General features: G+C 70.4%; 11 protein-coding genes and 1 pseudogene. 5 read left to right on the forward strand and 7 right to left on the reverse strand.

The window, feature by feature from the left end:
- Positions 1-377, reverse strand: a 377-nt coding sequence (locus AOK24_RS23470; protein WP_055722059.1) for an SRPBCC family protein, incomplete at its 3' end; no start/stop codon positions are given.
- A 115-nt stretch (positions 378-492) separates the two neighbouring features.
- Here AOK24_RS23470 and AOK24_RS23475 point away from each other — a divergent pair.
- Complete coding sequence (locus tag AOK24_RS23475) at positions 493-1,512, forward strand: DUF2278 family protein (RefSeq protein WP_055722050.1); 1,020 nt, start codon at positions 493-495, stop codon at positions 1,510-1,512.
- A 4-nt stretch (positions 1,513-1,516) separates the two neighbouring features.
- Here AOK24_RS23475 and AOK24_RS23480 read toward each other — a convergent pair whose 3' ends face one another.
- Together AOK24_RS23480 and AOK24_RS23485 are read right to left on the reverse strand one after the other, a co-directional pair.
- Positions 1,517-2,965: a family 43 glycosylhydrolase gene (locus tag AOK24_RS23480; protein WP_055722051.1), complete on the reverse strand. Its 1,449-nt coding sequence runs from the start codon at positions 2,963-2,965 to the stop codon at positions 1,517-1,519.
- Positions 2,966-2,983: 18 nt separating this feature from the next.
- Positions 2,984-4,474 carry a family 43 glycosylhydrolase gene (locus tag AOK24_RS23485; protein ID WP_055722052.1) on the reverse strand — a complete coding sequence of 497 codons (1,491 nt, stop codon included), beginning with the start codon at positions 4,472-4,474 and terminating at the stop codon, positions 2,984-2,986.
- A gap of 183 nt (positions 4,475-4,657) precedes the next feature.
- Between AOK24_RS23485 and AOK24_RS46280 the strand changes: the two are divergent.
- From AOK24_RS46280 to AOK24_RS23495, 3 genes and pseudogenes are all read left to right on the forward strand, one after another.
- A pseudogene (locus AOK24_RS46280) lies at positions 4,658-4,807 on the forward strand (short-chain dehydrogenase); the annotation flags it as partial.
- Positions 4,808-4,818: 11 nt separating this feature from the next.
- A complete protein-coding gene (locus AOK24_RS23490) occupies positions 4,819-6,009 on the forward strand; it encodes a DUF3533 domain-containing protein (RefSeq protein WP_240554074.1) in 1,191 nt (396 codons plus the stop codon).
- Positions 6,006-6,569, forward strand: coding sequence for a TetR/AcrR family transcriptional regulator (locus AOK24_RS23495; RefSeq protein ID WP_055722054.1), 564 nt, complete (start codon positions 6,006-6,008; stop codon positions 6,567-6,569). Before AOK24_RS23490 ends, AOK24_RS23495 begins: the two co-directional genes overlap by 4 nt.
- Here the strand turns inward: AOK24_RS23495 and AOK24_RS23500 are convergent.
- On the reverse strand, positions 6,566-7,030 hold the full coding sequence (locus AOK24_RS23500; RefSeq protein ID WP_055722055.1) for a winged helix-turn-helix transcriptional regulator: 465 nt from the start codon (positions 7,028-7,030) through the stop codon (positions 6,566-6,568). The two genes, AOK24_RS23495 and AOK24_RS23500, sit on opposite strands and share 4 nt — an antisense overlap.
- Positions 7,031-7,097: 67 nt before the next feature.
- Between AOK24_RS23500 and AOK24_RS23505 the strand changes: the two genes are divergently transcribed.
- Positions 7,098-7,592: a PaaI family thioesterase gene (locus tag AOK24_RS23505; RefSeq protein ID WP_055722056.1), complete on the forward strand. Its 495-nt coding sequence runs from the start codon at positions 7,098-7,100 to the stop codon at positions 7,590-7,592.
- A 14-nt stretch (positions 7,593-7,606) separates the two neighbouring features.
- Here AOK24_RS23505 and AOK24_RS23510 read toward each other — a convergent pair whose 3' ends face one another.
- The 3 genes from AOK24_RS23510 to AOK24_RS23520 form a co-directional block, all read right to left on the reverse strand.
- A complete protein-coding gene (locus AOK24_RS23510) occupies positions 7,607-8,263 on the reverse strand; it encodes a response regulator (RefSeq protein WP_055722057.1) in 657 nt (218 codons plus the stop codon).
- Complete coding sequence (locus tag AOK24_RS23515) at positions 8,260-9,573, reverse strand: sensor histidine kinase (RefSeq protein ID WP_055722060.1); 1,314 nt, start codon at positions 9,571-9,573, stop codon at positions 8,260-8,262. Before AOK24_RS23515 ends, AOK24_RS23510 begins: the two co-directional genes overlap by 4 nt.
- A gap of 105 nt (positions 9,574-9,678) precedes the next feature.
- The coding region (locus AOK24_RS23520) for an MMPL family transporter (RefSeq protein ID WP_055722058.1) at positions 9,679-11,727 on the reverse strand (2,049 nt) is incomplete at its 5' end.

Raw genomic sequence — 11,727 nt, forward strand, 5'->3', positions numbered from 1 at the left:
CCATCGCAGAAACCCGGCAGAAACCGCGTACGCAACTCCTCCCGCCACACCACCCGCGCCCGCCCGCCGGGCCCGGGCCGTACCTCGATCTCGGCCCACCCGAGTACGACGCGTCCCCGTTTCTCCAGGCGGCACAGGCCGGGAGTGCCGTCGTCGGAGGGCGGCTGCCAGACCGTGACCTCCATGCGGTCGTCGAAGGAGAGGGGCCCGAGGCCGGTGCGGGCGACGAAGACCGTGCCCTCGCCGGTGGGCGCGGGCGTGAGGACGGTGACACGAGTGAGGGGGACGACGTCGCCATGGCGGCGCCACTCGGTGAGCCGGCTCCAGGCCTCCTCCGGCGGAAGCGGGACCGTACGTTCGAGCGAGAAGGTGACCACGGGCCGATCGTAGGGGTGAACCGGGGTCCGGTATGCCGGTGATCATGGCCGACATCCCTCTACCATCACCGCAGAGGCGGGCAATCCGCCCGCCCACGGGGGGAGTTGATCACCCATGCCGTTGAAGACGTACGGAGTCCTGATCGCCCGAGCGGTGGACACCCGCAGGGAGGGCGGCACGGACAGCCCGCACTACCAGATCCACGTCGCGGACGAGTCCGGCACGCACTACCGGATCTCCGTCAACGTCCTGTCCCAGGAACGCCCTTCGGAGCTGCTGTACCTGGTGGACGACGATTTCCAGCACCCGGTGACGGCCCGCCTCGCGGGTCTGGCGGGCGGCTGGAACAAGCTCCCGGCAGGCCCGGGCGGCCCGAACCTGGACTTCATCCGGGGCAACCTGTTCGACCCGGCGAAGATGAGGACGCTGCCGCCGGACGTGAGCGGCCCGGACAACGACCTGGCCGACCTGCTGGACCACTACGTCCGCCGCGCCCTGGAGACCGAGGGCGCCCGCCTGTACGTCTTCGGTGAACGCTGGGGCCCCGAAACCGGCGTCAGGGACAAGGTGTTCGGCTTCCTGCCGGGTAACGGCGTGCACGACATCCACATGAACCAGGGCAACAGCAAACGGTTCCAGAAGGACGACGGCGTCTGGCAGGACGGCGGCCTCCTGATCCGCCTGCCGGGCGAGGCCGGCAAGGACCGCTGGGTCGCCGTCTTCCTCGCCTTCCAGAGCCAGGCCTGGCACACGGACGACGTGACGGGCCACGCCCTGAAGGACACGGACGGCACCCGCCCGGAACCCGGCACGCAGCCGGTGAGGATCGTCGCGGCGCTGGTCAACCCGCGCGGCCCCGCCCCCGAACCGGAACAGGTCACCCTCCTCAACGCCTCCCCGGACCCCGTGGACCTGACGGGCTGGAGCCTGGTGGACCGCGTCGGCAACACAACTCCCGTACCCCCGGGGCCCATTGCGGCGGGCGCCGCCCTACAGGTTCCCCTGCGAGGCGGCGCCCAACTCCCCAACAACGGCGGCGAGATCACCCTCCTGGACGCCAAGGCCCTGAAGGTGCACGGAGTGTCGTACACCTCGGCGCAGGCGGCCCAGGAGGGCTGGACCGTCGTCTTCTAGCCCGTCACTGGCGGTAGAACGTGGCGTCGGCCCGGTCCGTCGCCGTGCTCAACGCCTGCACGTACAGCAGGTAGTCGTAGTGCCGGACGTACCGGCCGGGCGTGCCGTACGACTCGTACGACACCCCGGCCGCGTCCGCGAGCCCGGCGCGGCTGTAGAAGCTCGCGGAGGACGCGAAGGCGGCCGTGCCGTCGTTCTTCTCCACCCGCACCTCGGAGGCGCTGTTGCTCCGCAGGTAGTAGCCGGGGAAGTTCGCGGACTCCAGGGACACGGTCCCGCTGCCCGCGAGCCCGGCCACGGCCTTGAACTGCGAGTCGGCGAGGGGCGATACGTTCGCCTCGATGCGCGCCCGGTAGTCGTAGTGGCGGACGAACCGGTCGGGGAAGTTGTACGAGGACAGGCGCTGCGGGGTGACCCCGTCGGCGACCGGGACGCCGAAGTCGGGGGTGCCGTCGGCCTTCCAATACACCTTCTGCACGCGGGTACGGCGGTTGGGGTCGTTCAGCGGGTCGCCGGTGATGTCCTTGTAGCTGCGGTCGTGGTAGACGAGGATGTCGGACTTGCCGTCCTCGGAGACCGTGAACGAGTTGTGGCCGGGACCGTACTGCGAGGTCGCCGCGTTCGAGCGGAACACGGGGTTCGAACTCTTCGTCCAGGACGCCGGGTTGGTGAGGTCGGCGGTCGCGGACGCGGTCAGCATCCCCAGGCAGTAGTTGGCGTCGGTCGCGCTCGCCGAGTACGTCATGAAGACCTTGCCGCCGTGCTCGATGACGGCCGGGCCCTCGTTCACCTTGAACCCGATGGTCTCCCACGACAGCGTCGGCGCCGACAGCTCGGCCGGAGTCCCCTGGATCGTCCAGGGGTTGGCCATCTTCGCGATGAACAGGCTGGTGTTGTTGTCCTCGGCGGGGTTGCGCTGCGCCCACGCGAGGTAGCGCACGCCGCCGACGACGAACGTGGTCGCGTCCAGCGAGAACGTCTCCCACGTGGTCCTGATCTGGCCCTTCTCGGTCCAGGTCGCGGTCAGCGGGTTCGCGCCGGTGCCCTCCAGGACGTACATCCGGATCGCCCAGATGTCGTTGGTGGCCCCGGCCGCGAAGTACACGTACCACTTGCCGTCGATGAAGTGGATCTCCGGCGCCCAGATGTGCGCGCCCATCACGCCGCTCGCGTGCTTGGTCCAGATGGTGGTCTCCGGGGCCGTCGAGAGGCCCTGGATGGTCGTCGCGCGGCGCAGCACGATCTTGTCGTAGGCGGGCACGGTCGCGGTGAAGTAGTAGTAGCCGTCGGTGTGTTTGAAGATGTGCGGGTCGGCCCGCTGTTCGGCGATCGGGTTCGTGTAGGTCACGGCGGGGGAGTCCGGCACGGCGGCCTGCGACGGGGTCACGGTGGTCAACACCCCTGCGAGGGCGAGGAGTACGGCTGTCAGCAGCCGAAGGGCGTTACGTCTCAAGGTAGTTCTCCGCACAGGTCAGGCAGCGGGCACGAGGCGCCACTGCTGGCAGTTGTTGTTCAGCCACGTCCACTGCCGGACGTCGGTCCCGTCGGCCGCGCCGCAGTCGGCGGCGTCCGCGACCTTGCCGCTGTTCTCGTTGACGAGCCGTACGTGGTCGCCGGAGGCCGTGAACACCAGCCGGAACCGCTGGCACTTGTTGTTGAGCCACGACCACTGGCGCAGGTCGGCGCCGTCCGCCGCCGAGCAGTCCGCCGTGTCGAGGACCTTGCCGGACGCCACGTTCACCAGCCGGTTCGTGTCGTCGCCGAGATCCTCGACCCGCCACTTCTGGTTCGCGCCGCCGGTGCACGTCCACTGCTGGACATTCGCCCCGTCGGCGGACGAACTCCCGTTCACGTCCAGGCACTTGCCGCTGTTGCGGTTCACGAGCGTGTACGCCGTCGGCGTGGTTGCCGTCTCGCCGGACGGGCCGGGGAGCGTCGTACCGAGCGCGACCGGCGTGCCGAAGTCCGGGGTGCCGTCGGCGTTCCAGGTGAACTTCTGGGCCCGCGTGGTCCGTCCGTTGCCGCAGCCGCCGCTCGCCGAGTTGTTGGCGTGGTAGACGAGCCAGTTCTCCGTGCCGTCCGGCGAGGTGAAGAAGCCGTTGTGGCCGGGGCCGTAGACGCCGTTCGCGTCGCTGCGCTGGAAGACCGGCGTCTGCTTCTTCGTCCACGACGAGGCGCTCAGCGGGTCCGGGCCGGTCAGCTCCAGTTGGCCGAGCTTGTAGTCGGCGGTCTGGCAGTAGCTCGCGGAGAACGTCAGGAACGTACGGCCGTCGCGGTACAGCGGCTCGGGAGCCTCGTTGACGGGCATGCCGGACGTCTCCCAGCTCAGCGTGGGGCTGGAGATGATGCTGAACGCCCTGCTGGCCAGCGTGTACGGGTTGCTCATCGGCGCGATGACCAGGCTCTGTGTACTCCCGTTGCTGAAACCGCTTCCTACCAGATACAGCTTCCCGCCGGCCTGGAGCACGGTCGCGTCGATCAGCCAGCCGCCCGGCGTGAGGTTCGAGCCGGTGAGCGTGTTCTTGTACGTGTACGGGCCCAGCGGGTCGGTCCCGGTGCTCTCCAGGACGTGCGTGCGCTGCGAGTCGCAGCAGGCGACGCCGCTCTGTCCGGCCGAGTAGTACAGGTACCAGCGGCCGTTCAGGAAGTGCAGCTCGGGTGCCCAGATGTTGGTGTCGCGGCTCGCCGTCGTGTCCGACCACACCTGCACGTTCGGCGCGGTCGCGAGGCCCGCGAGGGTCGGTGACTTCCGGATGCCGAGGATGCCGGTGAACGTCGTGGTCACCAGGTAGTAGTTCCCGTCGTGGTACTCCAGCCAGGGGTCGGCGCCCTTGGCCGACTTGAGCGGGTTGGTGTACGGGCGGCCGTCGGCCGCCGCCACCGGTTGCGCGGTGGCGGCCAGCAGGCCGAGCAGCGCGAGCAGGCAGAGCAGCAGTCTGCGCCCGCGATACATCCGAGGCATACAGGACCGTCCCTTGTCCGTAATTTCGAACGTAGTTCGTAACTTCGGCCAGAACTTAAAGGTAGGACATGGTCGCGTCAATGATTTGGACTGTGGAAAACGGTCGGTTTATGGTGGGGGGGTCGATCAAAAACTGATCGGTTTCCCTCTCTTCCTCGCTGCCCTGGAGCTCCCGTGACCACCCTGAAGCCACGCGGCATCCGCGTCACCGGCCTGCACATGGGGTACGTCGACACCGACGCGCACGAGGTCCTCGCCGACGACACCAGCCGCTGGGCCAAGGCCGCGCTCGCCGGTGAGATCGCCGACATGTACGCCCCGTTCGGACTGTGACCGGCCCCGGCGTGAGCCCGTACCGCGTCCTGCGTGCCCGCCCCCTGTGGATCGCCAACGGCGTGCTCACGGGGGTGCTGGCACTGCTGTTCACCCTCTTCTACGTCGGCGCGAACATCGACCCGGCCGGCCAGCTGAAGAACCTCCCGGTCGCCCTCGTCGACGCGGACGGCGGTGAGCTGGGCGCCCGGGTCGCCCAGGGCATCGCCGCCGCGCCCGGCGACAAGGTCGAGTGGAAGGTGATGACCGAACGCGAGGCCCGGACACAGCTAGGCAAGGGCGAGCTGTACGGCGCCCTCGTCGTCCCCGCCGACTTCTCCGTTTCAGTAACCGCTCTCAGCAACGGCACCGCGACCCACCGGCCGACCCTGACCGTCCTCACCAACCAGTCCGCCGGGAGCCTCGGCTCCAGCTTCGCCCGGCAGGCCGCGACGGAGGCGGCGAGCGCGGCGTCGGCCCGGCTTGGGCGCCAACTCGCGCTGCCCGACAAGGCGTTGGCCGCCGACCCGATCGCCGTGCATATCGAGGACGGGCACCCCATCGGCGACCACAGCGGCCTCGGGATGACCGCCTTCTACTACTCCCTCGTCCTCGTCGTCTGCGGGATGCTCGCCGCGAACGTCCTCACGGGGCAGGTCGACCACGCCCTCGGCTACACGCACAACGACATGGGCCCACGCCGCCTGCACCGGCCCCTCATCCGCGCGACCCGGGTCCAGACCCTCGCCGTCAGCAGCACGATGATGGCCGGGCTCTCCCTGGTCATGGGCACGCTGGTGATGCTCGGCGCGGTCGGGATCATGGGCATGGACGCCGGGCACCTGCCGTTGCTGTGGCTCTACTCGGTCGCCGCGATCGCCGTCTGCGGCATCGGCGCGCTCGCCCTCCTCGCCGTCGCCGGTACGCCGGGCATGCTCCTGGTCACCCTCGTCTTCATCGCCATGGCCGTCCCGACGGCCGGCGCGACGACCCCGCTGGAAGCGCTGCCCGGCTTCTACCGCTTCCTGGCGGAGTTCGAGCCGCTGCGTCAGATCACCGGCGGCGTGCGCTCGATCCTCTACTACGACGCCCAGGGCGACGCGGGCCTGACCCGCGGCTGGCTGATGATGGGCGCCGGTCTCCTGGCGGCGCTGGCCTTCGGCTTCGGCGTGACCCGCCTCTACGACAGGAAGGGCCTGCACCGGATTAACCTTTCACCATGACCACCCCGGACAAGCCCGATACCCGAGCCCGCCTCGTCGCCGCCGCCGCCGACCTCTCGTACCGCGAGGGCGTCGGCATCGGCGTGGAGGCCCTGTGCAAGGCGGCGGGCGTGTCCAAACGCTCCATGTACCAACTCTTCGCGAGCAAGGACGAGTTGCTGGCGGCGAGCCTGGAGTCGAGGGCGGCGGAGTACGCGGCGCACCTCCTCCCGGAGGGGCCGGACGGCACCCCGAGGGACCGCATCCTGCACGTCTTCACCCGGGTGGCGAGCCAGGCGCTCGGCCCGGACTACCGGGGGTGCCCTTTCCTGGCGGTCCAGGTGGAACTGAAATCCCCGGAACACCCGGCGAGCAAGGTGGCCTACCGGGTGAAGGAGAACCTGCGGGAATTCTTCCGGGCGGAGGCGGAAAAGGGCGGGGCCGGTGACCCCGATCTGCTGTCCCGCCAGCTGGTCCTGGTTTTCGACGGCGCGAGCGCGAGGGCGGGAATCGGGGCGGATGATCTGAAAGGACTGCTTCAGCCGTTGGTCGGTGCCCTTTTGGACGCAGGCGGCCTTTAGCGCACCCGGGCACCCGGCCCCGGCTCGGCGAGAACATCCCACGGCGTCAACGCGCCGTGGCCGTCAGCGCACTCCACGACCACCCGGGCCTCCCCGCCGCAGTCCTTGTGCCGCAGGTCCAGTACCGGCCCCTCTTCCACCCCGGCATAGGAATCCCCCCATTGCCGGAGCGCGACCAGTACCGGCCACAGGTCCCACCCTTTCCGGGTCAGCCGGTATTCGAACCGCTCCCGCGCGCCCGGTTCCCGGTACGCCTCGGTCCGCAGAATTCCGGCGTCGACCAGTTTCCGCAGCCGCCCGCTCAGCACCGCTTCGGAAACTCCCAGATGCCGCCGGAATTCCTCGAAGCGGCGTACGCCGTTCATCGCGTCGCGCAGGATGAGAAAGGTCCATTTCTCTCCGACGACGTCCAAAGTCCGCTGTACCGGACACCGGCCGGTGTCCACGTCGAGCCACTCCATACCCCCCACCCTACCCACCTGACTTCGTCGTTGACAGCCAGCTAAGCGCTTGGTTACCGTCGAGGCCATGGCACGCAGCAGAACGTACGAGTGGGGAGACCCGGCGGTCACGGCGGCAGCCGTGGGGAAGGCCAGCGGCCTCGACTTCCTCCGGGAGATCCAGGCGGGGAACCTCCCCGCGGCCCCGATAGCGGCGACCCTGGACTTCACGCTGGACGAGGCGGAGAAGGGGCGGGTCGTGTTCTCGATCGTCCCGCGCGAGGACCACTACAACCCGATCGGCAGTGTGCACGGCGGCGTCTACGCGACGCTGCTGGACTCGGCGGCGGGCTGCGCCGTGCAGTCGGTGCTGCCGCCGGAGACGGGATACACCTCGCTGGACCTCACGGTGAAGTTCCTGCGCCGGATCACGAAGGACACGGGCCGGGTCCGGGCGGTCGGCACGGTCCTGCACTCCGGCCGCACGACGGCCCTGGCCCAGGCGGTCCTCCTCGACGAAGCGGACCGCGCCCTCGCCCACGCGACGAGCAGCTGCCTGATCTTCCCGGTAACGGGGCAGTAACCGCTCTCAGAAACTCACGCCGGCCGCACCAGCCCCGCGTCGTACGCGAAGATCACCGCCTGCACCCGGTCCCGCGCCCCGATCTTCGCCATCACCCGGCTGACATGCGACTTGACGGTCGACTCGGCGAGATGGAACCGCTCCGCGATCTCCCCGTTGGTCCACCCGGAGGCCACCGCGATCAGCACCTCCCGCTCCCGCTCGGTGAGTTCGGCGAGCGGCCGGTCCTGCCCGCCGCCCCGCCCCGGCATCCGCGTGGTGAACGCGTCGATCAACTTCCGTGTGAGGCTGGGGGAGATGACGGAGTCCCCGGCGGCGACGGCGCGGATCCCGACGACCAGCTCCTCGGGCCGCGCGTCCTTGAGGAAGAAGCCGCTGGCCCCGGCGCGCAACGCGTCGTACGCGTACTCGTCGAGGTCGAAGGTCGTCAGCACCAACACCCGTGAGCGGCCCCCGGATTCGACGATCCGGCGGGTCGCCTCGATGCCGTCCATACCGGGCATGCGGACGTCCATCAGGACGACGTCGGGCCGCAGTTCGGCGGTGAGCCGCACGGCCTCGCTGCCGCCGGACGCCTCACCGGCGACGGTGAGATCGGGCTGCGCCTCCAACAGCATGCGGAAACCGAGGCGTTGGAGGGCCTGGTCGTCGACGATGAGTACGGTGGTCATGGGTGACGTCTCTCCGAAGGGTCCGAGTGGGCTGAGCGGCCGGTTGCGGCGGGGCGGTCCGGGTGGGCGGTGGAGGCGAGCCGGGCCGTGACGGTCCAGCCGCCGAGGGAGTTGGGCCCCGACGTGACCTCGCCCTGGTAGAGCGCGGCGCGTTCCCGCATCCCGACGAGCCCCTTGCCCCCGCGCGAAGGCGCCCCGACGAAGGGCCCGGTGTCCTCGACGGAGATCCGGACGTCCTGCGCGTCGGCCGTGACGGCGACCTGGACGGTCGTATCGGGGGCGGCGTGCTTGAGCGTGTTGGTGAGGGCCTCCTGGACGATGCGGTAGACGGCGAGCTGCAACCCCGGTGACAGCGCGTCCAGTTGCCCCTCGGTACGCAGCCGCGCGGCGGGCCCGGCGGCCCGTACCCGCTCCAGCAGGCCGGAGAGGTCGCCGACTCCGGGCTGCGGCGCGAGCGGTGCCTCGCCGCGCGGCGCGTCGCCCGCGTCGATGACGGCGAGCAGCCGCCGTAGCTCGCCGAGGGCGTCCCGGCCGCTGTCCGCGATGATGCCGAGGGTCTGCGCGCCCCGCTCCGGCTTGGTCGCGGCGAGCGCGGCGGCCCCGTCGGCGAGGCCGACGATCACGGCGAGGGTGTGGCCGAGGATGTCGTGCATCTCCCGTGCCACCCGCGCCCGTTCCTGGGCGGCGGCGAGCAGCGCCTGCTGGTCGCGGTCCTTCTCCAGCGCCCTGATCACCGTGTTCACCAGCCGCCCGGCGAGCCCGAGCCCCGCGAACGCGGCCATGGCCGCCATCGCCAGCACCGTCACCACCTCGGGCCGGGTGGCGTTCTGGAGCCGGCCCGCGTTCCAGAACACGGCGGACCAGCTGAGGAGTTGGACCATCGTCACGGCCACCGCGACAGCCAACTGCCGTGGCGTACCGTGCCGTCCGACGCTGTAGAGGGCGACCGCGCGCGCCGCGTCCGCGCCGTTGAACACCACGAAGAACTGGGCGGCCACCGACACCGCGGTCGTCACCGCGAACACCGTCCCCGGCCGCCGCTCCCGCCACAGCAGCGGCACCGCGAACGCCGCCATCAGCAGCAGGTGCAGCCACACCTTCGCGTGGTTCGCCGGGTTCAGCAGCGACGGCACGCCCAGCAGCACGCACAGCACCGGCACCCCGGCCCTGCGCACCCAGGGGTGCGCCCGGTCCGCGAGCCGCCAGCCGCCGAGCCGGTTGACGATCGAGATGATCACCCTGTCGTCGGGGTCGTCGCCGAGCGACTCGGGCAGCCGGGGCTGTTCGCGGAGGCTGGGCCGTACGGTCAAGGGGGCGCCCTTCGGGATCATGGCGGCCCGCCCGCCGGGAGGGGAAACCGGCGGGCGGGCCTCCGGTGCCGTACGACGATACGGCGCCGAGCGTTTCGTACCTGGTCAGGCCTGCCGTACGGGCACCGGCTCGGTCGGCGAGCCGTCCTTTGCTGCAAGCGTTTTCCGGAGTTTCTCTCCCTCGACGTCCACGTCCGGCATGACCCGGTCGAGCCACGTCGGCAGCGCCCAGGCGCGGCGCCCGACCAGGGCCATGACGGCCGGGACGATCGTCATGCGGACGACGAACGCGTCGAAGAGGACGGCGGAGGCGAGGCCGAGGCCGATCGACTTCACCAGCGCGACGTCGTCGAGCAGGAACCCGGCGAAGACGGAGATCATGATGACCGCGGCGGCCGTGACCACCCGCGCCCCGTGCCGGAACCCGGAGACGACCGCCTCCACCGGCTCCGCGCCGTGCACGTACTCCTCCCGCATCCGGGTCACGAGGAACACCTCGTAGTCCATCGCGAGCCCGAACACCACGCCGATCAGCAGGATCGGCAGGACGCTCACGATCGGCGCGGTCTGGTCGATGCCGAACAGGTCCTTCAGCCAGCCCCACTGGAAGACGGCGACCAGGACGCCGAGCGTGGCGACGACGCTGAGCAGGAAGCCCAGGGCTGCCTTCAGCGGGACCAGGATCGAGCGGAACACCAGCAGCAGCAGGATCAGCGCGAGGCCGACGACGATCGCGAGGTACGGGATCATCGCGTCGCCCAGCTTCTGCGACACGTCGATGTTCACCGCCGTCGTGCCGGTCACCATGAGCTCGGCGCCGGTCTCCTTCTCCAACTCCGCGCTGTGCTCCCGGATCTCACCCACCAGGTCCTTCGTCCTCTCGCTGGTCGGCGAGGACTTCGGGACCGCGCCGATCAGGGCGACGTCCCCGGCCCGGTTGAAGACGGCGGGCCGTACGGAGGCGAGGTCGCCGAGACCCTTGAGCGTGTTGTAAGCGGTTGCTGCCGCTTTCTTCGGGTCGTCGCTCCCCCGGGCGTCCACGACGACGGTCAGCGGACCGTTGAAACCGGGACCGAACCCCTCGCTGAGCGTGTCGTAGGCGATCCGCTGCGTGGAGCCCGGCGAGGCCATGCTGTCGTCGGGCAGCGTGAGGCGCAGATCCGTCGCCGGGAGGGCCAGCACACCGAGCCCGAGCACCGACACGACCAGCATCTTCACCGGGTTGCGGGTCACGAACCGGCCCCAGCGCACACCCATCGCCTCGCGCTCGCCGCGCTCCTCCGCCCGGTGCCGCTCACTCGTCAGCTTCCCCCGCATGATCCGCATCCCGGCGAAGCCCAGCACCGCGGGCAGCAGCGTCAGCGCGATCACGACCGCGACGGCGACCGCGAACGCGGCGGCGAGACCCATGCTGGTCAGCATCTTGATGCCGATCACGCTCAGCCCGGCCAGCGCGATGATCACCGTCAGGCCCGCGAAGACGACCGCCGAACCCGCCGTGCCCAGCGCCCGCCCGGCCGCCTCCTGTGGCTCGTGCCCCTCCCGGATCTCACTGCGGTACCGGGAGACGATGAACAGCGCGTAGTCGATCGCGACCGCCAGGCCCAGCATCAGCGCGAGCGTCGACGACGCCGACGCCATGTCCACGAACGACGTCGCCAGCGTGATGCACAGGATCGCCACGCCGACCCCGAACAGGGCCGTCAGCAAAGGGAGTCCGGCCGCGAGCAGCGAACCGAACGTGATGACCAGCGCCACGGCCGCCACCGCGAGCCCGATCAACTCGGCCGCGCTGCCACCGGACTTCTCCTGTACGGCGGTCCCGCCGAGGCTCACCGTCAGGCCCGCCTTCTCGCCGGCCGCGGCCACCTCGTGCAGCGCGTCCGAGGCCGCGTCCGTCATGTCGGCCTTCGCGACCCGGTACGTCACCTGCGCGTACGCGATCGTGCCGTCCTTGCCGACCAGGCCCGAGGCGAACGGTTCCGTCACGCTCGCGACCTGCGGGGCCTTCTTCAACTCGGCGGTGAGGGCGGTGATCTCGGCCCTGTTCGCCGGGTCGGTGAGCTTCTGGCCGGGCGGCGCCTCGAAGACGACCCGCGCGGTCGCGCCCGACGCGGACGCCTGCGGGAACTCCTTGCCGAGCAGGTCGATCGC

Origin of the sequence: Streptomyces niveiscabiei, assembly GCF_001419795.1 — a bacterium.
GTDB classification, from domain to species: domain Bacteria; phylum Actinomycetota; class Actinomycetes; order Streptomycetales; family Streptomycetaceae; genus Streptomyces; species Streptomyces niveiscabiei.